This window comes from Amycolatopsis sp. NPDC003676 (genome assembly GCF_053587275.1).
The window spans coordinates 1-25770 of sequence record NZ_JBSFNS010000026.1 but is presented as its reverse complement, the minus strand read 5'-3'; the positions used below and the strand labels follow the sequence as shown (position 1 = coordinate 25770).

Genomic DNA, 25770 nt, shown 5'->3' with positions numbered 1-25770 from the left:
CGCACAGACCCGGATGATGGACGACAGCCGACGCACTTGGCGCACCGATGAGGTTTCCGCGCCTCACCCGTCTGTACCTGTGAAACCCGCGCACAGGAGGACTGGCATGACACGGAAACTGGCCTACGGCATGAACCTGACCCTGGACGGCTACATCGCCGCGCCCGGGGACGACATCGGGTGGAGCGGGCCGAGCGACGAGTTGTTCCAGTGGTGGCTCGACCGGGAACTCGCCAACAGCCTGTCGTTGTACGGGCGCAAGCTGTGGGAGACGATGAGTTCCTACTGGCCGACCGGCGACCAGCAGCCGGGCGCCACCCCGGCGCAGGTCGAGTTCGCGCGGAACTGGCGGGACACGCCGAAGGTGGTGTTCTCCTCGACGGTCGGCAAGGTCGGCTGGAACACGCGGCTGGCGACCGGCGACGCGGTCGGCGAGATCACCCGGCTCAAGGCCGAGGACGGCGGTCCGATGAGCATCGGCGGTGCGACGCTCGCCGGGGCCGCCATGCGGGCCGGGCTGGTCGACGAGTACATCGTGGTCACCCATCCGGTTCTGGTGGGCGGCGGCACGCCGTTCTTCACCGCGCTGGACCGCTGGGTGAAGCTGAATCTGGTGGAGACGCGGACGTTTCACGGCGGTGTCGTGCTGAGCCGCTACGAGACGAGGCGGTAAGCACTGGCGACTCGTCCAAGACGGGCCTCACCGTGTCGGGGGCAGCCCCAGCCAGGGCTTGCCGGTGACGTCGAATCCGGTCAGCTCGGCGATCTTCCCGTCGACGATGTGCAGGACCGCGACGTTCAGCAGCCGGTGTTCCGCGGCACCGGGAGTCCGGAGGTACAGCGCGGCGGCGGGCATGCGGTTGACCGTCGTGGCGATGCAGCGCCAGTCGTCGTACCCGCGCTGGAAGAGCCCGGCGGAGACCCAGCCGTCGACTGCCTCCTTGGCCGTCCTGGTCACGGTGCCCGGATCGGGCAGCATCGCGAAGCGCAAATCGGCGCGCAGCAAGGACATCAGCCCGTCGATGTCGTTGCGTTCATGGGCGTCCATATAGGACTTCACCACGCCGCGTTCGTCGTCCGACAGCTTGTCGGGGCTGCGCCAGTCGAGGCGGCGGCCGGGCAGCTGCTCGCGCATCGTGCCGCGCGCCCGCTGCAGTGCGCTGGTCACCGACGCGACGGTCAGCTCAAGAGCACCGGCGGCCTTCGACGCGGGCCAGCCGAGGGCGTCGCGCAGGATGAACACCGCTCGTTGCCGCGGCGGCAGGTGCTGGACGGCGACGATGAACGCCAGCTCGATCGTCTCCCGCGCCACCACCGATTCCTGCGGGTCCTCGGGCAGCATCGGGTCGGGATAGGGCTGCAGGTACGGCAGCTCGGAATCGGGGTACAGCACGGGCGTGCGGTCGGTGCGCTTGTCCAGGAAATCGAGGCAGGCGTTGGTCGCGATCCGGTAGAGCCAGGTCCGCAGCGCGGAGCGGCCTTCGAACGACTCTCGCTTGTGCCACGCCCGCAGGAACGTCTCCTGCGTCAGGTCCTGGGCGTCCTCGTAATTCGCGAGCATCCGGTAGCAGTGCACCTGCAGCTCGCGCCGATGCCGCTCCGTGACGAGCGCGAACCGCGCCGGGTCGCCGGATCTGACCGCCGCGATGAACGTGGTCTCGTCGGTACCCAGTCTTGCGTCGGTCATGGTCGTCCATCCTTCCACCGGTGCGAGGGAGCTACCAGGATTGACGACGCGGCGGGCGATTTCTCATCGGTCGCACCGAACTGCTGTGCCCAGGCACCACAGGGCACCCGGGCACAGCAGCTCCGCATCAATGCACCGCGGTCACGAACTTGTCCGTGTAAGTCTTCCCGAGATCGATCTGCTTGCCCTTCACATCAGGATTGAACGCCTGCAGGACCGTCAGGTTGGTCTTCGGCCCGTCCGGCGGCATGATCCCGGTCGGGTTGTAGATGCCCTTCTCGTTGTCGAATGCCTTGGCGTAGGCGTCTTTCCCGGACCCGGCGTAGTAGTCGGCAGGCATCACGTCCGCCAGCTGCGCACCGTTGTGGCCCTGGATCCATTTGAGGGCCTCGACATACGCGTTGACGAGCTTCTGCACCACCTGCGGGTGGCTGTCCACGTACTTCGTGGTCATGTACAGCGACGTCGCCGGATACTGGCCGCCCAGCTGCTGCTTCGTGCCCGCCGCGGTGCGCATGTCCAGCAGGACGAACGCGGCGCCCTGGGCAAGGGCCGTGGACACCGTCGGCTCGGTCGTCATCGCACAGTCGACGTTGCCGTGCTGCAGGGCGCCGATCAGCGTGGCTCCGGCTTGCACGCCCACGCGGTGGATTTTCGTCGGGTCGACGCCGTTCTTCTGCGCCAGGTACTGGGTCAGGAAGTCCGTGGAGGAACCGAGATCGGTCACGCCGAGGTTGCGGCCGGACCAGTCCGCGGGCGAATGGATCTGGCCGCGCACCTCGTTGCGGCACAGTTCGACTTCGCCCGGCGTGGTCAGCATCGACACCACCGATTCCAGCGACTGGCCGAGGCCCTGCATGGCGATGGTGTGGTCGTAGAACCCGCCGACGCCGTCGACCTTTCCGGCGACCATGTTCGTCGTCGCGTCGACTCCGGCTCCCTCGTCCTGCAGGGTCACGTTCAGGCCTTGCTGCTGGTAGAAACCGAGCCGCTGGGCGAGCATGAACGGCAGGTAGATCTGCTTGTTCAAGCCGCCGACCATGATGCTCACCGGGGTGCCGGTCCCGCCGGTGGAGCTGGTGCCTGCGTTCTGGCTCGCGGTCGAGGCGCAGCCGGCCACGGCGAGCAGCGCCGCCGCGAGCACGGCCGCCAATTTCTTCGCGGACACGGGGATCTCCTTTGTTCGAACGGACAATCGGGGGGTCACAGGTCCGGACCGGACAACTGGGCGGGCCGCCAGCGCAGCAGCCGGCGTTCGAGGCGGGTGATCAGCCATTCGGCGATGAGCGCGACGACGCCCATGATCACCATCGCCGCCCAGACGCCGCTCGCGTCGAACGTGCCCTGGGCGTTCTTGATCAGCACGCCGAGACCCGCGTAGCCGCCGAGGAATTCGCCGACGATCGCGCCGATCAGCGCGAAGCCGAAGCTCACGTGCAGGCTCGCGATGATCCAGGTGAACGCCGAGGGCAGCACGACCTGCCGGGTCACCTGCCACCGCGAAGCGCCGAGGATGCTGGCGTTGGCGATGAACGTCCGGTCGACCTCGCGAGTGCCCTGGAAAGCGTTGAAGAACACTCCGAAGAACACCAGCACGATCACCAGCAGGATCTTCGATTCGAGGCCGAGGCCGAACGCCAGCACGAAGACCGAGCCGAGCACGATCCGCGGAATCGCGTTGAGCACCTTGATGAACGGGCCGAACACCTCCGACAGGAACCGGATCCGGCCGAGTGCGATGCCGCAGACGATGCCCAGCACCGTGCCGATCGCGAAGCCGATCAGCGCCTCTTCGATCGTCGTCCAGATCTGGCTGCCGAGCGATCCGAGCGCGGTGCCCTCGGTCACCCACGACCGCAACCGGTCGAAGATGCCCGACGGAAGCCCGTACAGCACGATCGCGTGCTGGTCTCCTTGCACGAGCAGCTGCCAGCCGCCCAGGATTACCACCAGCACCGCTGCCTGGACGGTGTGGACCAGGAAGGCGTGTGTCCGGCGGCGCGAACGGCGAGCAGCGGCTGCGGCAGCGCCAGCGGCGGGGTTCGCGGGCGAGTCCACTTCGGTCGTCATGCTCCCGCCTCCCCGCTGATCCGGGTGGTCTGCGCGTACGCCAGGTCGACCTCGGTGCGCAGGGCGTCCCAGATCCGCTGGTACAGGTCGACGAACCGGCGCTCGAACCGGATTTCCTGCACCACCCGCGGGCGCGGCAGGTCGATGGCGAACCGGGCCTTGACCGTCGCCGCCGGGCCCGCGGTCAGCACGACCACCGTGTCCGCGAGCGCGATCGCCTCTTCGAGGTCGTGGGTCACGAACACCACGGCGGGACGGGTAAGTTCCCACAGGGACAGCAGTTCGTCGGACATCTTCGCCCGCGTCTGCACGTCGAGTGCGCTGAACGGCTCGTCCATGAGCAGGATCCGCGGCTCGTTGATGAGGTTCTGCGCGAGCGCGACCCGCTTGCGCATCCCGCCGGACAGCTGGTGCGGGTACCGGTCCTCGAACCCGCTCAGCCCGACCCGGCGGATCCAGTCCCGCGCGCCGGACACCGCCGCGGCCTTGGCCACGCCGCGGAACCTCGGGCCCGCGGACACGTTGTCCAGCACCGTTTTCCAGGGCAGGATCGCGTCCGTCTGGAACATGAACCCCACCCCGGGCGTGATGCCCGAGACGTCCGCGCCGTGCACCCGGACCGAGCCGGTCGACGGCTGTTCCAGGCCTGCGACGAGGGTCAGGGTGGTGGATTTGCCGCAGCCGGTGGGTCCGACGACCGCGCAGAATTCGCCGGGAGCCACCTCCAAGTCGAGGTCGCGCAGCGCGGTGTAGGGCTCCGGGCCCTCGGTGGCGAACTGCTTGACGACGTCCCGCATGGCGATGGCGGCGCCGGGCGGTCCGGATCTGGGTGCGTGCACGGTGGCGTCCTCTCGATCGGGGCCGATTCCGTTCGAGGAGGCTAAGAAGCGCCGCGCGGCGGCGGAATGTTGCGTGCGATACCAGCGATCAGTGCGCTTTTCTCGGTTTCTGCTCATTAAGTGCACGCCGGACCGGACGATCCGGGCGTACCGGCCGCGGTTTCTTGGCATCCGCGCGGTCTCGTGGTGTCATGCGGGACGCCCCTACGACAAGTGGCAGAGCGGAGCGGTCATGTGGCGGTCACGTCCTCTCGCCTCGCAGATCCTCGTCGCCGTGCTCGGGATCCTGCTCGCCACCGTTTCGGCTGGCGCTCTGCTCTACGTGAAGCTCGCCGGACAGACCCTCGACACCCAATACGGCCAGCGCGCGCTCGGGATCGCGAAAACCGTCGCGCAGATGCCGTCCGTCCGCGACGCCCTCGTGCGGCGCGACCCCGGCCACGCCATCCAGGCCGCCGCCGAGCAGGTCCGCCGGGCCACAGGCGCGTCATACGTCGTCGTCACCGACAGGTCCGGGCTGCGCTACTCCCATCCCAACACCGCGCTCGTCGGCGAGCGCATCGAGGAACCGGTGGCGGCCCTCGATGGACAAGGCCACCTCGGCATCGACAACGGCAGCCTCGGCCGCTCCGCCAACGGCAAGGCACCGATCTCCGGCCCCGGCAGCGGGATCGTGGGCCAGGTTTCGGTGGGAATCCTCGAAGAACAGGTCACGAGCGAGCTGGTGAGCGACATTCCCTGGGTGCTCCTCTACTCCGGGTTGGCGCTGGCCATCGGGATGGCGGCGTCCCTGCTGCTTTCCCACCGGATCAAGCGCGCGACCTTCGGCCTGGAAGTCTCCGAGATCGCTTCCCTGCTCCAGGAACGCGAAGCGATGCTGCACGGCATCCGCGAGGGCATGGTGGGCCTCGACCGGCACGGCTGCGTCGAGGTGATCAACGACGAAGCCCGCCGCCTGCTCGCCATTCCCTCCGCCGCCCGCGGCCGCGATCTGAGCGAACTCGTCCCGCCCGGCCGCCTCCGCGACCTGCTCACCGCGCCCGCCGCCGACGACGAGGTCGTGCTCACCGACGAATTCCTGTTGGTGGTCAACAAAATGCCGGTCGTCCTTTCCGGACAGGACGCCGGTTCGGTGATCACCTTGCGCGACCGCACCGAAATGGAAGGCCTGGTGCGCGAACTCCACGCCGTCACCGGTCTGACGACCGCTCTGCGCGCACAGGAACACGAATTCGCCAACCGGCTGCATGTCCTGTCGGGACTCCTGGGCCTCGGCGAAGCGGAGGAAGCCGGCCGCTACCTCACCGAAATCGCGCACGGCCCCGCCGCGCAGGCGACCGATCTGCGCGCCCGGTTCTCCCCGCCCGAACTCGCCGCGCTGCTTTCGGCCAAGGTCGCCATCGCCGCCGAACGCGACGTGCGCCTCGAGGTCGATCCCGGTTCCGGGCTCGACCTCAGCACCGCCGACCCCGGCGCGCTCGTCACCGTTCTCGGCAATCTCATCGACAACGCCGTCGACGCCGTTGCCGGACAGCCGGGAGAACGCCGGGTGCGCGTTCTCGTCGACACCCTCGGCCCGGACGTCCGCGTGGTCGTCTCCGACACCGGGCCCGGCATCCCCGAGGAAACGCTGCACGAGATCTTCATTGACGGCTACTCCACGAAAACTCCTCGCCCCGGCATGCGGCGCGGCCTCGGTCTCGCCCTCGTCTACCGGCTGGTGCGCCGGTCCGGCGGGTCGATCACGGTGGACGGTTCGGCCGGGGCGCGATTCGACGTGCTGCTCCCGAATTCCCGTTCCCGCGCCGCGCTCGCGCCGGCGGAGTACGCATGACCATCCGGACTCTCGTCATCGACGACGACTACCGCGTCGCCGCGATCCATGCCGCCAGCATCGACCGCGTGCCCGGCTTCGCCTCCGTCGGCCAGGCCCACACCGCGGCGGAAGCCCGCGCCCGTGTCGAGGAACTCCAGCCCGACCTGCTGCTGCTCGACGTCTACCTGCCCGACGAAGACGGCCTCTCCCTGCTGCGCGATCTGCGCTCGGGAGGCGCCCCGCCCGGATGCATCGTCATCACCGCTTCCCGCGACCTCGGCACGGTCCGTTCCGCGATCCAGCTCGGCGCCGCCTACTACCTGGTCAAGCCGTTCGGTTTCGAGCAGCTGCGCGAACAGTTGACGGCGTACCGGAGCTGGTGCGAACGCGCCTCCGGGAGCGGCGACGTCGATCAGGCCACAGTGGACAGTCTGTATTCCGCTCTCCGCGGCCCCGCGCCACGCACGGACCCGCTTCCGCCGACCATGCGCAAGGTGCTCGACACGCTCCGCCGGGCCGGGCAGCCGCTCGGCGCCGAAGCGCTCGCGAGCACGCTGGGCATCAGCCGTCCCACGGCGCAACGCCATCTGAGCGAATTGCACCGCCGCGGTTTCCTCAGCCTCGAACTGGAGTACGGGAGCGCGGGCCGCCCGACGCACCGGTACGCGGTCGCCGCCGAGCGCTGATCCGGGCGGCCCGGACTCCCGGCGCGAACCCGGCGAACAGACCCTTCCGCGCAATCGGCGATATCCCGGGCAGGACAAGGGAATCCGGTTGCTCCCATCGGGGTTTCCCGGTGGCCGGGGCGCCGGCGGCGGGCGATCATTCAGCGGAACCGGCGCGACCGGAGCGTCCGGCCGCCCGCCCGCCGGAGCACCGAAGGGATCGCCATGGCCGCCACCGGCCCGATCGACCACGTCGTCGTCCTGGTCCAGGAAAACCACACCACCGACAACTATTTCCGCTCGATGGCCGCGTTCGGCGCGAACGTCGCGACCGGCTGGCCGGTCTCCCCCAACCCGCCGAAGTCCGACCAGCCGCACGACCGCAAGGCCTACTACCGCTGGCTCACGAAGAAGAGCACCGGCGCGCACGTCCAGTTCGACACCGTCGCCGACCTGCCGTTCTACGCCTGGCTCGCGGCGAGCGGCGCGTTCGTCGAGAACCACTGCGCGGGCTACGGCACCAATTCGACGCCGAACCACCTGCTCATCGTCGGCGGCCAGACGCCCACGCTGCGCAACCCGCCGCGCAGCCAGGCCGACCCGGTGTGGGACATGCCGTCCCTGCCCGGGCTCGCCGCCGACCACGGCGTGAGCTGGAAGGCCTACACCGGCGCCAGCGGGTATCCGGTCGAGTTCTACCAGCAGCTCAAGGGGTCGCCCAACATCGTGCGTTCGGCCCAGATCATCGCCGACGCCCAGTCCGGTGCGCTGCCCGCGCTGTCGATGGTCTGGCACGACTCGCCGTATGACGAGCACCCGCCCGCGGACGTCAGCAAGGGCGAGGACACCGTGTGGCAGGTCGTCGACGCGATCGTGAAGGCCGGACTGTGGGACTCGACGGTCTTCCTCCTGACCTGGGACGACTGGGGCGGCTTCGACGACCACGTGGCCACGCCGAACGTCGAGATCACCCCGGACGGCGTGCAGCTCGCCTACGGCCCGCGCGTGCCGCTGCTGATGTTCGGCGGCCGGGTCAAACCCGGCATCGACCACCGCTGGTCCTGGCATCCGAGCATCCCGAAGACCGTCATCGACCTGCTGAAGCTGCCGAAGCTGGGCGTCCCCCGCGTCGACGGCGACCACGGGCTCGCCGATCTTGTCGACCTCTCCCCCGGCGCGAAACTGAACCCGCCGCCCCCGGCGCATGGCACCGCGATCACCCAGCCCACGCCGCCGAAACCCACTCCGACCCCGACTCCGGTGCCCCCGCCTCCGGTCGCCAAACCCGCTCCGGTCGGGCCGATCCTGCTGCGCGGCGGGGGCACGCTGCCGCCGCCGAATGATGTGCCGTTGACCGTCCACTGAGGACTGACCGGCCCGGCACACCCGGGCCGCATGGCGTCGGACAGCACTGCCGTCAGCTCTCAGGCAAGTACTTGCCTATGGGGAAAACGCGAGGTACTTTCTCCTCAGGCAAGTACTTGCCTGAGAGAGTGCGCCGCGGAGGAGTGGCAGCAGTGAGCGAACCAACGAACGAGCCGACGCCCGAAGAAGCGGCGGCGGCGCTGCGCACGGCCCGCGAGAGCCGGGAGCGGATGCTCGCGTCCGCGCTGGGCGCTCGGTGGATTCCGGTCGTCGCCGGTCTGGTCGTGTTCGGCTACACCGTGGCCATCGATCTGCTCCCCTGGACGCGACCCTGGCTGACCTTCGTCGTGCTGGCCGTCGCGCTGATCCTGGTCGTGCTCCTGCGCACCAGGACCGGCGGCAGCCTGCTCGGCCAGCCGGTCTCGGTGTCGAGCCGGGCCTTGCCGCCCGCCGTCTTGCGCGTCGCGCCTGTCCTCGGGCTGGCGATCGTCGCGGCCGTCGCCGTCCCCTTGCTGCACATCCCGCACGGCACGATCGTCTACGGCGCGCTGGCCGGGCTCTATATCATCTTCCTCGGCCCCAGGTTCCAGCTGTGGCTGCTTCGCCGGCGAGACAAGGACTGAACGGTGGCCGAGCTCGACCAGCTCCTGTTGGACCCGACGAGACTGGCCATCGTCGCGCTGCTCTCCGCCGCCGAATGGGCGGAGTTCGGGTTCGTGCGCGACGCGGTGAAGCTGTCCGACTCCGCACTGTCCAAACAGGTCTCCACGCTGTCGAAGAACGAGTACGTCGACGTCCGCAAGGGCTACGTCGGCAAGCGGCCGCGGACGTGGCTCAACCTGACCGACAGCGGCCGCGACACCCTCGCCGGACACCTCGCCGCCCTCCAAACCATTGCCGTGCAAGCACGTTCGGACGGCGCCAAGCAACCGCGCGACTGACTCGGCGCCGCGCGGACCGGGTCACGGCGAGGACGGCGGCACCGGACCGTTCGCCTGGTCAGCGCCGCCGATCGTCTGCCACAGCCGCCGCGCTTTCTCGTGGTGTTGCTGCGCCAGATCAGGGACGCCGGCCGCGGCGTCGAGATCGCCGATCAGCTGCCAGCACGCGGCTTCATCCTGCCGGTCGCCATGCCGGTGGAACACCTCCGCGGCGCGCTCCAGCACCGGCCCCGCCCGGTCCCGATCACGCTGGCCCGCATAGACACGGCCGACTTCCAGCAACGTGTACGCGGCGCACCGTTCGTCGGCCAGATCCTCGAAGGCCGAAAGCGCCTGCCACAGACAGCGCAGCGCCTCCTCCGGATCACCGCGCTGGTCGTGCAGACGACTGCACCGGCGCAGCACGACAGCCACCCGATGCCCGTCGCCGAGCGCCCTGGCCTGGCGCAGCGCGGCGTCGAACCAGAACTGCGCCTCGTCGAGGTCGCCCCGCACGAGCCGCAGCACGCCGATGGAACACGACAGCTGCGCTTCGAGATGCGGATCGCCCTCGGCGACCACGATGGCGTGCGCCTGCTCGACCCGGTCGAGGGCTTCGGCGTAGCGGCCCTGGACCCGGCTGACGGTGCCCAGCATCGTCATCGACAACGCCTCGCCGCGCTTGTCCCCTCGTCCCTGGCACAGCCTGGCCGAGGATTCCAGCGCCCGGGTCGCCGCGTCGAACTCGTCGCGGTAGATGTGCAACTGCGCCAACCCGCGCAGCAGTACCGATTCGCCCCGGACATCGCCCACGGCCACCACCGCGTCCAGCGCCAGCCGGTGCCCGTGCTCCCAGTCCTGATACCGGCACCGGTGGTCGTAGTAGGTGACGGCGGCGGCCGCCAGTTCCCAGGCCGGCTCGGCCATTCGCCAGTCCGCGGCCAGTTTCACCGCGGCGAGCAGGGTGTCGCGTTCCGCGTCGAACCAGCCGGCCGGGTCGGCCAGAAGCCGGTCCGCAACCGCGCCGGTCAACGGACGGCGCGGCGCGGAAGCGGGCACCGGGACCAGAATCCCGGCGGGCAGCCGGGCGGCGGCGCGCCCGGCGAGATCCAGCCAGGACGCCAGCACCCGGGCGATCGCGTCCCGCTTCTCCTCCTCGGGCAGCCCGGCGGCGACCTCGACGGCGCAGGTCCGGATCAGGTCGTGCAGGCGGTACCGCGGCTGGCCGACGGCGTCGGTGGCGGTCAGCCGCACCAGGTTGGCGTCCACGAGGAGGTCGAGCACCTCGTCCGCGTCCGGGCGGTCCAGCAGCGGGCCGAGCACCCAGCCGGGCAAGGTGCAGGCGCCGAGCAAGCCCAGCAGGCTCAGCGCGCGCACCGCGTCGGCGGGCAGCAGCCGCAGGCTCAGCCCGACGCTGGCGCGCACGCTCAGGTCCCCGATCTTCAGCTCGGCCAGCCGCCGGGATTCGTCCTCGAGCCGTTCCCGCAGCACCCGCAGCGTCCAGGCCGGGCGGCCGGCGAGCTTGGCGCCCGCGATCCGGATCGCCAGCGGAAGGTTGCCGCAGCAGCCGAGGATCGCGTCGGCCTCCTCGGGTTCCTGCTCGACCCGCCGCTGCCCAACGATGCCGGTGAACAGTTCCCGCGCTTCCGGCGGGCTCAGCATGTCCAGGTCGAAACGGCGGGCACCGGGCAGATCTGTCAACAAGGTGCGGCTCGTAATCACGACCGCGCAGCCACCCGCCCCGGGCAGCAACGGCAGCACTTGATCGGCGTGGCCCGCGTCGTCGAGCACCACCAGCATCCGGCGCCCGGCCAGCAACGACCGGTACAGCGCGGCCCGAGCCGACAGCCCGTCCGGGATTCCGCTGCCGGTGATCGAGAGCGCACGCAACGCCTCGGCCAGCATCAGGGCCGGGTCCTGCGGCTCGTCCGAGGTCGCGGCGAGGTCGAGGTAGAGCTGGCCATCCGGGAAAGCGGCGCTCGCCAATCGCGCGGCGTGGGTCGCCAGACAGGATTTGCCGACCCCGGGACCGCCCGCGATAACCGCCACCGGGACGCGGTCCGGCTCCGGCGCGTCGAGCAGCCGGGCGATTTCGGCGAGCGTGTCGGCCCGGCCGACGAAGTCCGGGACGTCCAGCGGCAGTTGGCGCACCGGCAGCGCCATGACCGGTTCGGGGGTTTCCGTTGGTACGGCGGAGGATCCGGTCGCCGGGACCTCCAGTGCGGGATCGGCGGTCAGGATGCGCTGGCGCAGCGCCTGGACCGGCGGGGTCGGGTCTACGCCGAGCTCGCCGGTCAGGGTCCGGCGCAGCCGTTCGTAGGCCTGCAGTGCCTCGCCCTGCCGACGGCACCGGTAAAGGGCGACCATCAAGTGTTCGGCGATCTGCTCGTCGTAGGGATGCTCGCGGGCCAGGACCCGCAATTCCTCGACGACCTCGCGATGCCGTCCCAGATCCAGTTCGATGCCCAGGCAGCGTGCGTGCACGGCCACGCGCTGGTCGTTCAGCCGTGCCGCTTCGGCCTCCAGAACCCGGCTGGAGATGTCGGCCAAAGCGTTGCCGCGCCAGCAGGCCAGCGCGCGCCGCAGCGCGGCAGCGGTCTCGGCCGGGTCCGTACTCCGTTCGGCGAGGTGCCGCTCGCGGTCGAACTCCAGCAAGTCGAGCTGATCCGGCGCGAGGCGGATCAGGTAGCCGCCGCGGCGCGTGCTGATCAACGAGGCGGGCGCTCCGCACCCGGCGAGATTGCGGCGCAGCCCGGACACTGCGTCCTGGACCTGGCGCACCGCGGTGGCGGGTTCTTTCCCGTCCCACATCACCGTGACGAGCCTGCCCATGGCGACGAGGTTGTTGGCGTCGAGCAGAAGCGCGGCCAGCATCTTGGCCTGCCGCGGCCCGTCGAAGCGGACCTCGCGCCCGGCGATCCGGGCGTGCAGCGGCCCCAAAACGCCGAATCGCATGTTCCCCCCAGAACAGCGCCGCCCCGGCAGCTCTCGCGCTAGGACAAATCTAGGACGACCGGCGGGAGCGTGTCCATAGCGTCCCGCTCGCCGGCACCGGAGACCGGCAGGCGGGCGGTGCCCGGCGTCCAGTCGCACCAGCGCGCCTGAGGACAACCGACGGTTTTGGGGGAATAGTCATGTTTTCCACGCATCACCGCCTCAGATCCCGGCTCCTGGCCGGGCTGATCGGGGCGGTTCTCGGCGGGGCCGCGCTGGTCACTGTCAGCACGCCCGCTTCGGCCGCGACCGGCGGCCAGATCGTGAGCATCGCCAACGCGAACCTCGGCAAGGGGTACTGCAGCACGAACAGCGCCGGCGGCACCGGCTTCGACAACAGCTGCACGGGCGGCGGCGAATTCTGGTGCGGCGACTTCGTTTCCTGGGTGTGGCAGCAGGCCGGGGTGCCCGTTCCGGCCAGCGCGCCCGCCTCGGTCCCCAGCTGGATGAACGTCTCCGCCTATCACTCGCTCGGCAGTGGATACGTCCCGCAGCCCGGTGACGCGGTCATCTTCGGCGACGACCGGTACCCGACCGACGGTTCCCACATCGCTATCGTCACCGACTACAGCAACGGGCTGCTGTCCGACGTCGGCGGCGACGAGGGCGGCAGCGGAAGCGGCAGCGCTTTCTGGTCCAGCAGCAAGGTCCAGGCCGACGAGGGCAACGGCGGCCCCTGGAATCCGCACGACAAGCTGTTCCCCGGCAAGAGTTACGAGATGTGGGTGCTCGGCTACGTCAGCAGCGGCACGTCCACGCCTCCCCCGCCGCCTCCGAGCACGCTGCCGCAGGGCGGCTCCGGGATCGCGGCCGACACCAACGGCGGCTTCGCCACCGCTTGGCGTGGCCGCGACGCCAACAACAGCCTCTGGGTCGGCACCGGTTCCGGCACCTCTCTGGCGTCGTACGGCGACCCGTGGGCGCTCGGCGTCGCCGCGAACACCAAACCCTCGATCGCCACGTTCCCGGACGGCAGCTGGGTCACCGCGTGGCAAGGCCGCGATGCCGGGAGCAGCCTGTGGATCGCCACCGGCAAGGGCAATTCCATCACCGCCAAGGGCAACCCGTGGGCGCTCGGCGTAGCCCCGAACACCAGCCCCTCGATCGTCCCGCTCCCGAACAACCAGTGGGCGGTCGCCTGGCAGGGCCGCGACGCCAACAACAGTCTCTGGCTGGCGACCGGGCAAGGTGCGTCCATCACCGCCAAGGGCGCTCCGTGGTCTCTCGGCGTCGCACCGGGTACGAGTCCTTCGCTGGCGCCGTTGTCCAACGGCGGCTGGGAAGTCGCTTGGCAGGGCCGCGATGCCAACAACAGCCTCTGGCTCGGCACCGGGTCCGGCGTCGCTCTGTCTTCCTACGGCGATCCCTGGGCGTTGGGCGTTGCCGCCAACAGCAGCCCCTCGATCGTCACGCTGCCCGACGGCGGATTTGAAGTGGCGTGGCAGGGCCGGGACGCCAACAACAGCCTGTGGCTGGCCTCCGGCCGGGGCTCGTCCATCACCGCCAAGGGCGACCCGTGGGCGTTGGGGGTCGCCGCAGGCACCAGTCCTTCGCTGGCACCGCTTTCCAACGGCGGCTGGGAAGTCGCCTGGCAAGGCCGCGATGCCAACAACAGCTTGTGGCTCGGTACCGGGGCCGGGACCTACTTCTCCTCCTACGGCGATCCGTGGGCGTTGGGGGTAGCCGCGAACGCCAGCCCGTCGATCGTCACGCTGTCCAACGGTGGCTTCGAGGTGGCTTGGAAGGGCCGGGACGCCAACAACAGCTTGTGGCTGGCGACCGGCCGGGGTTCGTCGATCTCCGCGAAGGGCGACCCCTGGGCGCTCGGCGTCGGCTGACCCGTCCTCGTGTCCTGCGGGCGCGCCCCGCAGGACACGAGGCGTTCCTACTGGATCGGGCGGGTGACCAGTTCGTCGAAATCCCGGTCGGGCAGGGTCCGGTTGAGCTTCAGCAGTTCCTCGGCGTGCAGGCCGACGGCATACCGGGTGTCCGGCGGATCAGCTTCCACGGCCCGCCGGATGGTTTCGGCGACGACCGCGGGATCGGCGCCGTCCGCGAGACCGGTTTCGGACTTGCTCGCCATCGCCTCGGCCATTCCCGCGTACGGGCCATGACCGGAGTATTCCCTTAGCTGCGCGGCGGTCTGGTCCTCGAATTCGGTTTTGATGATGCCGGGCTGAATCACCACTACCTCGATGCCGAAGGGGCGGACCTCCATGCGCAGCGTGTCGGAGTAAGCCTCGAGCGCGTGTTTGGAGGCGTAGTACCAGGCACCGAGCGGGAGGCTGATCTCCCCGCCGATCGAGGAGACATTCACGATCCGGCCGGACCCCTGCGCGCGCATCGCTGGCAGCACAAGCTGGACGAGCCTGGCCGGCGCGAACACGTTGACCTGGAACTGATCCCGCGCCGCGTCCAGCGGGACGTCTTCGGCGGCTCCGTGCAGCACCGTCCCGGCGTTGTTGATCAAGACGTCGATCCGGCCCTGTTCGTCCAGGACCGTGCGGACGACGCGGTCGAGGTCGGTCTCGCTCCGGGCGTCCATGGCGAGCGGATGTCCGCCTGCGTCGCGGAGGTAGTCCATTTTGGACACTCGTCGCGCGGCTCCGTAGACGGTGTAGCCCGCCTTCGGCAGTTCCAGAGCGGTGGCGCGGCCGATTCCCGCTGACGCCCCGGTGAGCAAGCACACCTTCGACATGGTTCAGGCCTCCCAGGCGACGGGCAGGTGGTGGACGCCGTAGATGAGCATGTCGGAGCGCAGGGCGACGTCTTCGGAGGGAACGGCGAGGCGCAGCGACGGGAACCTCGTCAGCAGGGCGGGCAGGGCGACCCGCATTTGGACACGCGCGAGTTGCTGGCCGAGGCATTGGTGGATGCCGTGGCCGAAGGCGACATGTCCGCTCGTTTTGCGGCGCAGGTCGAGCTTTTCCGGTGCGGGAAAGTGCGCGGGGTCGTGGTTGGCCGCGGGCACCGAGATGGTCACCGACTCCCCCGCCGTCACCGGTTCACCGCCGAGTTCGAGGTCTTCCAACGCGGTGCGCACGGTGAACGGGATAATGCTCAGGTAGCGCAGCAGTTCTTCGACCGCGTTGTCGGCCAGCTCTCGGTCGTCGCGCAGGAGGGCGAGCTGGTCAGGGTGTTCGAGCAGCGCGAAGAGGCCCAGCGCGAGCATGTTCGTGGTGGTGTCCAAGCCCGCGGCCAGCAGCGAGAAGCCGATGTTGACCAGTTCGGTGTCAGTGAGGTCGCTGCCGGTGAGATCGCTGAGGATGTCGTCCGCGGGGGCTTTTCGTTTGGCAGCCACCAATTCGCCGATGACGCCGAGCACCGCGCCGTAGGCTTCGCCGATCTCCTCCGGCGTGTTGTCCAGCCGGAAAAGCGCGAGCGCGTGCTGCTGGAACCGGTCGCGTTCGGCGTAGGGAACCCCGAGCAGTTCGCAGATCGTCTGCGCTGGCAGCGGTTGCGCCAGTGCCGGGACGATGTCGGCCGGGCTGCCGCGTTCGGCCATGGCGTTCAGGCAGTCGTCCGCGATCTCCTGGATCCGTTCGGTGAGCCGACGCATCCTGCGGACGGTGAACTGACCGGCGAGCAGCCGCCGGTAGCGGGTGTGCTCGGGTGCGTCCATGCTGCCGAACATTCCCGGCGGCGCGGGTTGATCGCTGGCGGCGGCGCCGGGGATCGGCAGGTGCCGCAGTTCGGCTCGCGCGCTGAACCGGCGGTCGGCCAGCACTTCGCGGGCCAGCGCGTGTCCGGTCACCAGCCATCCGGCGTGTCCGTCCGGGTAGTCCAACCGGCTGAGCGGACTCTTCTCGCGCAGTTCGGCCAGCCCCCGCGGCGGGTCGAACGGCAGGCCGGCCGGACGTTCGGTCGGCAGTGTCCTGGTCATCGCCAGCTCCCTTCCCGTGAACCTCTTGCGGGAAACGGTAGGGCGATGTTTTATTTGCTCGCAAACGTTGAATTCATATCTATGCAGGCAGTGGCCGATTTATCGATGCACTAGCTTGCAGCTGAATGCACCGGTGGCGGATCCGGTCGAGGGCGGAGACGATGTCAGGCGGCAGGTTGAACTACCCGGAACGACAGCGCATCGCGGCCGGATTGGCGGACGGGCTGAGCTACGCCGAGATCGGCCGACGGCTGGGCAGGCCGAAGTCGACGGTGATCCGCGAGGTCGCCCGCAACGGCGGAGCGCACGACTACCGGGCCGACCGCGCCGAACAGGCCGCCCGGCGACGAGCGCGCCGCCGCACCCCCGCGGCGCCGCCAGCCCCGCCGGTTCGGGCAGCGGCGGATCCGCGGACCCGGAGCGACTTCGAGACGCGCTTCGCGCGGATGGCCGCCCAGACCGGAATGCCGTCGATGATGGCGCGGGTGCTCATCTGCCTGTTCACCGCCGAATCCGGCAGCCGCACCGCGACCGAACTCGCCGCCCGGCTGCGCGTCAGTCCCGCGTCGGTCTCCAAAGCGGTGGCCTGGCTGGAAGAACGCGGCCTGCTGCGGCGCGAGCGGGACGGCCGCCGCGAGCGCTATCTCATCGACGACGACGTGTGGCAGCGGGCCTGGCTCGCCAGCATGGAAGGCATCGCCCAGTGGGCCGATTTCACCCGCCACGGCGCGGAACTGTTCGGCGGGGACACGCTGGTCGGCGCGCGGCTCCTCGAGACAAGCCACTGGCTTCAGCACATCCGGCAGGACATGATCGACGCCGCCGGGCACTGGCGGCAGGGTTCGCGCGCCGCGCGGTCTTGACCTCCAGCGAACTGGAGGTGCCAGGGTGCTCGCATGACCATCTGGATTTGCGGGACCTGCGGCGTCGAGCATCCCGACACCGCGGAGCCGCCCGCCGGGAGCTGCCGGATCTGCGCCGACGAACGGCAGTACGTCCGCGCCTCCGGGCAGGTTTGGACCACAATGGACAAGCTGGCCGCCGAGCCGCACGACCTGGTCCACGAAGAACCGGAACCGGGCATCCATCGCCTGCACCGAGAGCCGGAGTTCGGCATCGGCCAGTGGACCTACGTCGTCCAGACCGATGAAGGCAACCTCCTGTGGGACCCGCCCAACGCCCTCGACCAGCCGCTGCTCGACAAGATCGCCGAACTCGGCGGCGCCGCGGCGATCGCGGCCAGCCATCCGCACATGTACGGCTCGCAGGTGAGCCTGAGCCACCATCTCGGGAACGTTCCGGTACTGGTGCATTCCGCGGACCGGCAGTGGGTGCGACGGGAAGACCCGGTGATCCGCGAATGGCATGGCGCGGAACGGATCCTGCCCGGAATCACCCTCGTCGAAGCGGGCGGGCACTTCCCGGGCGCCGCTGTCGCCCACGTCGCGGCGGGCGCGCTGCTGGTCGGCGACACCATCGTGCCGGTCGCCGCGCCGGGCTGGGTGACGTTCATGCGCAGCTACCCCAACCAGATCCCCCTGTCCGCCGGCCTCGTCCAGCGGCTCGCGGACCGGCTGGAGCCTTACGAATTCGACCGGCTCTACGCCCTGACCGGGGCCGCTCTGCGGACTGACGCGAAGGCCGCCGTGCTTCGCTCCGCCCAGCGCTACATCGCCTGGGTCGACGGCACGAACGACCATCTCGGCTGATCTGCGTTGCCTCGCCGACTACTGTTCCCGCCATGGCGAAGTGGACCCGGTGGTTCCAGCTCGACGGTTGTTCCGACGCGCTCGGGCAAGACGAGCACGCCTTCCTCGCCGCGCTTCAGCACGCGGCCGCGCAGTGGGACGTCGGCTACGCCGCCAGCTGGGCGATCCGGGACGAGGAGGAGCACCCGTGCCTGCTCGCCGTCGTAACGCTCAGCGACCCCGTCCGCCGCGTCAGCCTGGGCCAGTACGGCGTGCACTACCGGAACGAGCGCGCGCGAGGCGACCTGCTGCACGACTGCCTGCACGAACTCCCGGACGAGCCGACACCGCTCGCCATCGACGCGAGCGGCTCCCCCGAGCACCTTGCCGCCGAGTGCGCGGCTTGGTTCGAGGCGATTCTGCGCAAGCCACTGGCACTGGGTCGGCCACGGTCGACTTGACGCCGAAACCGGGAAGTTCGGCGACATCAAAGGATCCGCTCTCGCACGAACGCCACGTGCGCTGACCTTTGACCGCGGCGAGGCGTGCGTTCGAGCTGGGGACGGCCGCGCGACCGTCCCCAGCTCGAACCCGCTCAGTTTTCCGGCGTCACCGAAACGACTTTAATGGTCCACGGGCAATACTGCTTCACTTTCCATTCCCCCGCATTGCTGACTTCGTGCGGCTGTCCGTCGCACGCTTCAATAGTGCTGTCGGCCCAGTGGAATGTCGCGGGGTCGATGTGCCAGTCGTATCCGGTGTTGACGCCGGAGGAGCCCCGGACGATGTCCCCGACGGGAATTCCCGGATGGGTGGCCTGGCCGTTCATGAGTCTGACCGCCTGGTCCGCGTCGGCCTGCTTGAGCAGTTCGACCCGGTAGACGTCGCCGCTGGAGAACACCTGGATCGTGGCGATGTAGGCAGAGTCTTGCGCGGCGGCGGTCGCCGGGCCGCTTCCCAGCAGCAGCGCGCCGGCGGCCGCCGTGCCCGCCAAAACCGTCGTGAGCGTACGCATGTGCGGTTCCTCCCTTGTCGTCCTTCTCGGGGCGATTGCCGCCCGTTTCCGACCGTAGCGTCGGATCGGCGGGGAGGAATCAAGCTTTCGTGCACGGTGAATGCATATTCGTCCCGATACCGAGAGCGAGCAGTTTCAGGAGCTTTCCGCTTCCGCCACTATCCTGCGACAGCGCGGCCAACTGCCGAAGCGGCGATGGAAGTCCGCCGCAAGAGTGTCACCAGCGGCGACGACCAGCCGGACCACTACCGGGTGCAGCACCGTCCGGCCGATCGCGCTGGCGAGGGCCGGGACGTGCCGGGAGATCCGTTCCGAACTGCCTGCGACGAATATTCCAATAGACCCTCAATCCCGCTCAACCGAGCCTAAATAATCCTCAAATCGCCCGCTTCCGGCTCCGCGCCGTCGTAGTGTTTCCGCTACTGGATTACGAGAAAGCACAGCTGTCCGTCAGGGGGAATCATGCTGGAAGCATTCGTCATTCTGGGCGGGGTCGTGATCGTTCTGCTCGCGGTGGGGCTGGTCGTGGTTTCGAAGGACGCCGGCCGCAAGGCCAGCCGGGACACCGCGCGCCCGGAGCAGCGCACCGGCGCCCAGCGCGGTTACTTGTTCCTCGACCAGCCCTGGAGCTGACCACCCGGCGCGGGCGGGCGTCAATCCCGTCCGGCGTGGACGATCTTCTCGGCGAGCAGCCGGGGGTTGGTGAACACGACCTCGTGACTGCCCGGCAATTGCACCAGCCGGTGCAGTCCGAGCCGTCCGGACATCTTCGGATGCCACCCCCACTCGCCGGGAGGCAGCGCCGTGTCGTCGGTGCAGTTCAGGAAGCTCTTGGCGATCTCCAGCCGGGAGAACCTCGACAGGTCGAGCCGGTCGAGGAAAGGCCGGTACGGCGTCGGAGACAACTGGCGGTAGGCGGCAGCCGCGCGGTCGAGGCCGACGTCCTGGATGAACGCCTCGCGCCAGATCGGGAACGGCAACATCACCGTGTTGTCGCCCGACCCGCGGGCCAGCTCCGCGAACAGCTCGCGGTAGTGCGGCGGCAGATCGTCCTCGACGCTGGTGCCCGGCCTCGGCACGAACGCGCTCCAAAACACCAGGCGCCGCAACCGTTCCGGGATCTCCTCGGCGACCCGAGCGATCACCGACCCGCCGAAACTGTGGCCGACCAGCACGACGTCCGAAAGATCCCGGTCCACGCCGAACCGCTGGATCGAGCGCACGCAGTCCTCGTGAGTGACCGCCTTGTCCACGCCCTTGCCGTGCCCGGCGACAGTCGGGCTGTGCGCGGCGTGCCCGAGTTCTTCCAACCGGGGAACGACCGCGTTCCAGGCCGAGCCGTCGTGCCAGGAACCGTGCACCAGAACGAACGTGAGCATGACCGAACCTCCGTGAGCCGATGTGCGGAACGGGGCGAAGGGCAGAAGCTAATACCGGCTCCGGGGAGCGGTCCCGGGCGCCGATCCCTCGGCGGACTGGACACCCGCTGAACATCCGCTGGACCCGCCGCCTCGGCGCCTTGCGAGGCCCCGCGCGGAGCCAACACAGTGGGAGGACACGGAAAACGAGGGGGTTGTCATGCTCAGAGCCAGCGCACTCACGGCCGTCGCGGCGGGCTTCGTCGCCGCTGTCCCGTTCGTCACGGGCGCGGCGGCGCACGGGTACGGGTGCTGGACCACCGGCCCGATCGAGCTGGCCAACGAAGGGGTGTGGAGGTACTTCAACCGGGTTTCGTGGTGTGTCCAGGACGCGAAGATCACGTCGGTCCAGCTGGCGATCACGCACGAGGTCGTCAACCAGGCCTGCCGGTGGGTGGGCGTGCTCGAGCAGGAGCAGGAACCCGCGAAGGACGGCATCGGCCGGACGGTCTACGACCGGGGCGAGTTCTCGTGTCCGGGCACGATCGGGGCCGACGGGGTGAACCCGTGGCTGGCCGTCACCGTCGAGCCGGACGGCACCTACACGGTGGACAAGAGCGGCATCCGCTGGTGACGTCCCGCGGAACCGCCGTCATTCGTCGCGGCGGAGCCGGGAAAGGAGCGCGAGCGTCCGGGTCTCCCCCGGACCCTGCCCGGTCTCGCGGTGCACGGCGAGCGCGTTGCGGGCGTGTTCGGCGGCGGCCGCGGGCTCGTCGCGGGCGAGCAGGGCGCCGGCCAGCGCCGTCAAGGCCTGGCCCTCCAGCGCCCGGTAGCCGGCCCGCTCGGCGAGCGCGAGAGCCTGCCGGGCGGGTTCCGGGTCCGCGGTGACCGTCGTCAGGCCGATGAGGGCGTCCGCTTCCGGGTACCGGTCGCCGGTCTCGCGGATGAGGGCGAGGGCCTGTTCGTACCGGCGGATCGCCTCCGGCCGGTCGCCGAAGCGGGCGAGCACGGCCGCCAGAGCCGCCAGCGCCTCCGCCTCCGTGCGCGGATCGCCTGCTTCCCGGGCGAGCGCGAGCCCCGTGCCGGCGCATTCGAGCGCCATGGCCCGGTGGCCGCGATCGCCGTGCGCCAGGGCCAGCCGGCTGCGGGTTTCCGCTTCGCCGCCCCGGTTCCCGGCCTCGCACTGCAGGTCGAGGGACTGGCAGAGCAGTTCCACCGCCTCGGCGGTCCGGCCGCGGGCCTGCTGGGTCTGCCCGAGGTTGGCGAGGCTGATCGCTTCGCCGTACCGGGACCCGATGCGGCGGTACCGGTGCAGCGCCTGGGTGTAGTGCCCGGCGGCTTCGGCGAGCCGGCCCATTTCCCAATAAACGAGCCCGAGATTGCCGAACGCGACCGCCTCCCCGGCCGCCTGGCCGATCCGCCTGCTGAGCGCCAGCCCGCGGCCGAACCGGTACGCGGCGGCGGCGAGCCGCCCGGACTGCCAGTAGACGCACCCCAGGTTGCCGAGCACCGCGGCCTGCGCCTCGACCCAGCCCGCCTGCCGCGCGAGCAGCAACGACGCCGTGTACTGCCGGACCGCCTGCTGGTACCGGCCCTGGCGGAAGTACAGGTCCGCGAGGCTGAGCCGGACGGCGGCCCGGGCGCGGGGTTCGCCGTCCGCGTCGGCGGCGGCCAGGCCCGCTTCGGCGACCGCGAGCCATTCGACGCGGCGCATGCACATCCAGAAGTACCCGCGCAACGCGTCGGCGAGCCGCCACGCCATCGGCCGCGGGCCGCCATCGGCCGCGAACCGCACGGCGGCGACCAGGTTGGCGCGTTCGGTGTCCAGCCACGCCGAGGCCTCGCCCAGCCCGGCGAACACCGTCGGGACGCCGGACACCGGCAGCCGCAGCATGTGCGGGTACAGGAGACGGGCGGCACCGTCCGCTGATGCCAGGTACCAGTCGTACAGGCGGCGCAGCGTCCGTTCGCGGTCCTCGGCGGGCTCCAGCTGTGCGGCTTGTTCGGCGGCGTACCGGCGAAGCAGGTCATGGAAGCGGTACCGGTCGGGCGCGCGTTCGACCAGGTTCGCGGCGGCGAGCCGGTCCAGCAGGACGGCCGCCCGCACTGTCTCGATGCCAGCCAGCGCCGCCACAGCCCTGGCGTCGAAATCCGCGCCGGGAATCAGGCTCAGCAACCGGAAAAGCCGCTGGGCGGCGGCGGGCAGGGCGGCGTGGGACAGATCGAAAGCCACCCGCACCGCGGTCTGTTCGTCGCCCGGCACCGCGAGGGCGGCGAGGAGGTTGCCTTCGCGCAGTTCCGCGACGTAGTCCTCGATGCCCGTGCTGGGCCGGTCGGCGAGGTTGGCGGCCGCGATCCGCAGCGCGAGCGGGAGATGGACGCACAGTTTGGCGAACTCGGCCGCCGCCTCGGACTCGGCTCGGACGCGCTCGTGGCCCAGCACGCCCGCGAGCAGTTCGAGGGCTTCGTCGGGGCTGAGCACGTCGATCGTGATCCGGCGCGCGCCGTTCACCGCGACGAGACCGGTCAGGCGGTCTCGCCCGGTCACGACCGTCAGGCACCCGGGTCCGGCGGGCAGCAACGGCCGGACTTGATCCGGGTTGACGGCGTTGTCGAGCAGGACCAGGATCCGCCGATCGGTGGTGAGGGTTCGGTACAGGGCCGCCGCGGTCTCCGCGTCGGAAGGGATGCGCGAGGGCGAAATTCCCAGCGCGGCAAGGAATTGCGCGAGGATTTCGGCCGGAGCCGCCGGGACGCCCGGTGCGTGGCCGCGCAGGTTCGCATAAAGCTGCCCGCCGGGAAAGCGCGCCCGGACGCGACGTGCCCAATGCACGGCCAGCGCTGTCTTGCCGACGCCCGCCGTTCCGGAGACCACGGCGATGCCGCCGGTCGCCAGACTGTCCAAAAGGGACAGTTCCGTCGTCCGTCCGGCGAACCCGCGCGGTTCGGCGGGCAGCTGCTTCGGAACCCGGTGCACCGCGCGGGGTTCGGCGGGAGCCGCGGCGGCGGGGTCGCGCAGCACGGCCGCGTGCGCCGCCTGCAGTTCGGGTCCGGGGTCGATCCCGAGTTCGTCGGCGAGCCGCGTCCGCACCTGTCCGTAGAGCCGGAACGCCTCGCCCCGCTGCCCGAGCGCGTGGTGGGCGCGGATCAGGAGGGCCTGCACGGCTTCGTCGAGAGGCTGTTCCGCGGCGGCTTCCGCGATGCCGGGCAGGACCTCCGCGGCGGCACCGGTGTCGATCATCGCCCCGGCGTAGCGGCAAAACGTTTCCCGGCGCTCGGCGATCAGCGAAACGACCTTCGGGTGGTCGGCGAGCGGCGGCAGGTCGGCCAGCGGCCTGCCGTGCCACAGCCGGAGCGCCTCGCCGAGCGAAGCCGCGACGCGGGCGGTGTTGGCGTCGCGGTGCGCGTCGTTCGCCTCGGCGATGAGTTCGCGGAACCGCCACAGGTCGACGTCGACCGCGTCGTGACGAACGGCATAGCCCCCGCCGACATGCGGCAGCACCCCGCTGCCCGCTCGCGGCGCACGGCCGGGTTCCAGCAATCGCCGCAGATGCTTGACGTGGGTCTGGACGACGTTCACCGCGCTCGGCGGCGACCGGTCGCCCCACAACGCGTCCACGAGATCCCGCAAGGCCACGGCGTCCCCGCCGGCGAGCGCGAGCAGCCCGAGAACCGCGCGCCGCCCGGGCGGGCCGAGATCGAGTTCGGTCCCGTCGCGCCAAGCCCGCAGGGAACCCAGCACTTGGATGCGTACCGCACTCGTTGCCACCGTCGCCCCCAGCTGTCGGCTGCGAGCCAAAACGCTCTCGGCTGCCCGCCAAAAGTAATGCGCCCGGCGGCCGGGGCACAAGAAAATGGCTCCGCCCGGGCTAAAGTGCCGCCGACAGCCGGATGCACGCCGAGCCCGTCCGCCGGAAACCCGTTCGTTTCCAGTCCTTTGTGGACTCACCGCGAATCGCCGACGTGTTCGCTTGATCTCCCGAATCCCGTTGCGGATGCTCCGTTTCCGGCCGGGATTCGCTGTCCAATCGCCGTCCAGTCGCCGTCCAGTGCCCCCTGATGAGGTAGTCGACGGCGGCCCGAGTCGCCGAATGCCCGATTCCCGAAATGTGCCCCACATCGGACATGAAAGAGGATGAAATGAAAAATCGTGCCTGGAAGGCATGCACCCGGGCGGTGGTGGCGATCGCTGTCGGCGTGCTGGCCCTGACCACGGGAGTGACGACGGCGTCCGCCTCCAGCTCGGCCCGCGCCTCCCTGATCGACGTGACGCACGGCCCGTTCGACCTCGTCCTCGCCGGCAACGGGGCTAGAGCCGCCGCCCCCGCCGACGACCCGATCACCGCGTTCCACGGCTTCAGCACCTTCCAGAAACTCGTGGTCCAGTCCCAGGGCTTCGACCTCGAAGGAGAAATCCACGGCAAACTCCGCAGCTACAACTTCAAAGCCCTCTACCAGGTCTACAACCTCCCGGCCTCGGACAGCTGGAAGGTGTGGGTCTTCAGCTTCAAGCACGACAGCAGCCGCAGCGTGCTGAAGGAAACCTTCCGCAACGAGCAGCTGATCGACGTCGACATCGACCTCAAGTTCCACGTCGCGGCCGCCAACCTGCGCGGCGTGTCCACCCTGCGGGTCGGCTTCGAGACGCTGCGGCTCGAATTCAACGGGACGACCAAGGACTTCACCGTCGTCAACGGCGCCTCCGGCGGCGCCAAGGACCAGAACAACAACGACGTCCCGGTCGACTTCCAGCCAGTCTGACCGGGAGCTGACAGCCGACCCGCGACACGTCGGCGACGGCGGCGACTGCCACCGAATTACTCGTCGTCTCCGCGACGCTGCTCGACCTGAAGGCGGCCCGGCTGCTGCCCTCGGGCGAGATGACCGACGCCGACGACCTCGAACTGCTCGACGCCCGCGACCTGCTGTTCGCCCGCCTGCTCCAGTACCGGGCGTTCAAGCAGGTGGCCGAACTGCTCGCCGAGCTGGAAGCGGCCGCGTTGCGCCGGTATCCGCGCTCGGTGGCGCTGGAGGAGCAGTTCGAGGGGCTGCTGCCCGAGGTGACCCTCGGCGTCGACATCAGCGCGTTCGCCGAGATCGCGGCGGCGGCGTTCCGGCCGCGCCCGGTCCCGCAGGTCGGCCTCGCGCATCTGCACATGCACACCATCTCGGTCGCCGAGCAGGCCGAGCTCGTCCTGGCCCGGCTCAAGGAACGGGGGCCCGGCGGCTGGACGACCTTCGCCGAACTGGTGGCCGATTGCACGGTCCCGGTGGAAATCGTCGCCCGGTTCCTGGCGTTGCTGGAGCTGTACCGGGGCAAGACCATCGCGTTCGACCAGCCCGATCCGCTCGGCCCGCTGGCCGTGAGCTGGCTCGGCGAGCTGGATCCCGACGCCGAAGCGGCGGCGTTGACGTTCGAGGAGGACTACGGATGATCGAGGTAGTGGTGGAGTTCACTTCCGAGCCGCTC

At 70.0% G+C, this 25770-nt stretch carries 23 protein-coding genes and 1 pseudogene; 14 read left to right on the top strand and 10 right to left on the bottom strand.

All coding sequences use genetic code 11. The annotated features are described in order from the left end of the window. The first annotated feature begins 106 nt into the window (after positions 1 to 106). Complete coding sequence (locus tag ACWDNU_RS17900; protein WP_449669660.1) at positions 107 to 673, top strand: dihydrofolate reductase family protein; 567 nt, start codon at positions 107 to 109, stop codon at positions 671 to 673. 27 nt (positions 674 to 700) lie between these two features. Here ACWDNU_RS17900 and ACWDNU_RS17895 read toward each other — a convergent pair whose 3' ends face one another. The 4 genes from ACWDNU_RS17895 to ACWDNU_RS17880 all read right to left on the bottom strand — a co-directional run bounded on the left by ACWDNU_RS17895 (position 701) and on the right by ACWDNU_RS17880 (position 4554). Continuing rightward, entirely contained in the window at positions 701 to 1687 is a 987-nt protein-coding gene (locus ACWDNU_RS17895) for an RNA polymerase subunit sigma-70 (protein ID WP_449669659.1), read from the bottom strand. Between the two features lie 127 nt (positions 1688 to 1814). Then, on the bottom strand, positions 1815 to 2855 hold the full coding sequence (locus tag ACWDNU_RS17890) for an ABC transporter substrate-binding protein (protein ID WP_370937650.1): 1041 nt from the start codon (positions 2853 to 2855) through the stop codon (positions 1815 to 1817). 35 nt (positions 2856 to 2890) lie between these two features. Beyond that, positions 2891 to 3757: an ABC transporter permease gene (locus ACWDNU_RS17885; RefSeq protein WP_370937651.1), complete on the bottom strand. Its 867-nt coding sequence runs from the start codon at positions 3755 to 3757 to the stop codon at positions 2891 to 2893. Next, positions 3754 to 4554: an ABC transporter ATP-binding protein gene (locus ACWDNU_RS17880; RefSeq protein ID WP_449669707.1), complete on the bottom strand. Its 801-nt coding sequence runs from the start codon at positions 4552 to 4554 to the stop codon at positions 3754 to 3756. Before ACWDNU_RS17880 ends, ACWDNU_RS17885 begins: the two co-directional genes overlap by 4 nt. 274 nt (positions 4555 to 4828) lie before the next feature. Between ACWDNU_RS17880 and ACWDNU_RS17875 the strand changes: the two genes are divergently transcribed. The 5 genes from ACWDNU_RS17875 (at position 4829) to ACWDNU_RS17855 (ending at position 9383) form a co-directional block, all read left to right on the top strand. After that, positions 4829 to 6430: an ATP-binding protein gene (locus ACWDNU_RS17875; protein ID WP_449669658.1), complete on the top strand. Its 1602-nt coding sequence runs from the start codon at positions 4829 to 4831 to the stop codon at positions 6428 to 6430. Further along, positions 6427 to 7098, top strand: a complete 672-nt coding sequence (locus tag ACWDNU_RS17870) for a response regulator (RefSeq protein ID WP_449669657.1) — start codon at positions 6427 to 6429, stop codon at positions 7096 to 7098. The genes ACWDNU_RS17875 and ACWDNU_RS17870 overlap by 4 nt, the downstream gene beginning before the upstream one ends. A 204-nt stretch (positions 7099 to 7302) precedes the next feature. Then, complete coding sequence (locus tag ACWDNU_RS17865) at positions 7303 to 8442, top strand: alkaline phosphatase family protein (protein WP_449669656.1); 1140 nt, start codon at positions 7303 to 7305, stop codon at positions 8440 to 8442. A 152-nt stretch (positions 8443 to 8594) separates the two neighbouring features. Then, the gene (locus ACWDNU_RS17860; RefSeq protein WP_449669655.1) at positions 8595 to 9065 is read left to right on the top strand and encodes a hypothetical protein; all 471 of its coding nucleotides are present in this window, start codon (positions 8595 to 8597) and stop codon (positions 9063 to 9065) included. A gap of 3 nt (positions 9066 to 9068) precedes the next feature. Further along, positions 9069 to 9383, top strand: a complete 315-nt coding sequence (locus ACWDNU_RS17855) for a winged helix-turn-helix domain-containing protein (RefSeq protein ID WP_370937656.1) — start codon at positions 9069 to 9071, stop codon at positions 9381 to 9383. A gap of 21 nt (positions 9384 to 9404) precedes the next feature. Here the strand turns inward: ACWDNU_RS17855 and ACWDNU_RS17850 are convergent, their stop codons facing one another. Next, complete coding sequence (locus ACWDNU_RS17850) at positions 9405 to 12317, bottom strand: AfsR/SARP family transcriptional regulator (protein WP_449669654.1); 2913 nt, start codon at positions 12315 to 12317, stop codon at positions 9405 to 9407. A 179-nt stretch (positions 12318 to 12496) separates the two neighbouring features. Here ACWDNU_RS17850 and ACWDNU_RS17845 point away from each other — a divergent pair, with 179 nt between their 5' ends. After that, positions 12497 to 14194: a CHAP domain-containing protein gene (locus ACWDNU_RS17845; protein WP_449669653.1), complete on the top strand. Its 1698-nt coding sequence runs from the start codon at positions 12497 to 12499 to the stop codon at positions 14192 to 14194. 47 nt (positions 14195 to 14241) lie between these two features. Here ACWDNU_RS17845 and ACWDNU_RS17840 read toward each other — a convergent pair whose 3' ends face one another. Together ACWDNU_RS17840 and ACWDNU_RS17835 are read right to left on the bottom strand one after the other, a co-directional pair. Next, positions 14242 to 15054 carry an oxidoreductase gene (locus ACWDNU_RS17840; protein ID WP_449669652.1) on the bottom strand — a complete coding sequence of 271 codons (813 nt, stop codon included), beginning with the start codon at positions 15052 to 15054 and terminating at the stop codon, positions 14242 to 14244. Between the two features lie 3 nt (positions 15055 to 15057). Continuing rightward, positions 15058 to 16239, bottom strand: a complete 1182-nt coding sequence (locus ACWDNU_RS17835; RefSeq protein WP_449669651.1) for a cytochrome P450 — start codon at positions 16237 to 16239, stop codon at positions 15058 to 15060. 161 nt (positions 16240 to 16400) lie between these two features. On the opposite strand from ACWDNU_RS17835, the gene ACWDNU_RS17830 reads away from it, so the two are divergent. Genes ACWDNU_RS17830 through ACWDNU_RS17820 form a run of 3 tightly spaced genes read left to right on the top strand, consistent with a single transcriptional unit; the run spans position 16401 to position 18388 of the window. Continuing rightward, positions 16401 to 17102, top strand: a complete 702-nt coding sequence (locus tag ACWDNU_RS17830; protein WP_449669650.1) for a helix-turn-helix domain-containing protein — start codon at positions 16401 to 16403, stop codon at positions 17100 to 17102. A gap of 33 nt (positions 17103 to 17135) precedes the next feature. Beyond that, positions 17136 to 17948, top strand: a complete 813-nt coding sequence (locus ACWDNU_RS17825) for a hydrolase (protein ID WP_449669649.1) — start codon at positions 17136 to 17138, stop codon at positions 17946 to 17948. A gap of 32 nt (positions 17949 to 17980) precedes the next feature. Next, entirely contained in the window at positions 17981 to 18388 is a 408-nt protein-coding gene (locus ACWDNU_RS17820) for a hypothetical protein (protein ID WP_449669648.1), read from the top strand. A 134-nt stretch (positions 18389 to 18522) separates the two neighbouring features. On the opposite strand, the gene ACWDNU_RS17815 is transcribed toward ACWDNU_RS17820, so the two are convergent. Continuing rightward, complete coding sequence (locus ACWDNU_RS17815; RefSeq protein WP_449669647.1) at positions 18523 to 18942, bottom strand: BP74-related protein; 420 nt, start codon at positions 18940 to 18942, stop codon at positions 18523 to 18525. Between the two features lie 462 nt (positions 18943 to 19404). Here ACWDNU_RS17815 and ACWDNU_RS17810 point away from each other — a divergent pair, with 462 nt between their 5' ends. Beyond that, the gene (locus ACWDNU_RS17810) at positions 19405 to 19575 is read left to right on the top strand and encodes a hypothetical protein (protein ID WP_370937667.1); all 171 of its coding nucleotides are present in this window, start codon (positions 19405 to 19407) and stop codon (positions 19573 to 19575) included. A gap of 20 nt (positions 19576 to 19595) precedes the next feature. Here the strand turns inward: ACWDNU_RS17810 and ACWDNU_RS17805 are convergent, their stop codons facing one another. Continuing rightward, positions 19596 to 20321 carry an alpha/beta fold hydrolase gene (locus ACWDNU_RS17805; RefSeq protein WP_449669646.1) on the bottom strand — a complete coding sequence of 242 codons (726 nt, stop codon included), beginning with the start codon at positions 20319 to 20321 and terminating at the stop codon, positions 19596 to 19598. A gap of 199 nt (positions 20322 to 20520) precedes the next feature. Here ACWDNU_RS17805 and ACWDNU_RS17800 point away from each other — a divergent pair, with 199 nt between their 5' ends. Continuing rightward, a complete protein-coding gene (locus ACWDNU_RS17800) occupies positions 20521 to 20934 on the top strand; it encodes a hypothetical protein (protein ID WP_370937669.1) in 414 nt (137 codons plus the stop codon). Positions 20935 to 20952: 18 nt separating this feature from the next. Here ACWDNU_RS17800 and ACWDNU_RS17795 read toward each other — a convergent pair whose 3' ends face one another. Then, positions 20953 to 24069: a BTAD domain-containing putative transcriptional regulator gene (locus ACWDNU_RS17795; RefSeq protein WP_449669645.1), complete on the bottom strand. Its 3117-nt coding sequence runs from the start codon at positions 24067 to 24069 to the stop codon at positions 20953 to 20955. A gap of 371 nt (positions 24070 to 24440) precedes the next feature. Between ACWDNU_RS17795 and ACWDNU_RS17790 the strand changes: the two genes are divergently transcribed. Then, on the top strand, positions 24441 to 25061 hold the full coding sequence (locus tag ACWDNU_RS17790; RefSeq protein ID WP_370937671.1) for a hypothetical protein: 621 nt from the start codon (positions 24441 to 24443) through the stop codon (positions 25059 to 25061). A gap of 50 nt (positions 25062 to 25111) precedes the next feature. After that, a pseudogene (locus tag ACWDNU_RS17785) lies at positions 25112 to 25735 on the top strand (segregation/condensation protein A); the annotation flags it as partial. Positions 25736 to 25770: the final 35 nt, after the last annotated feature.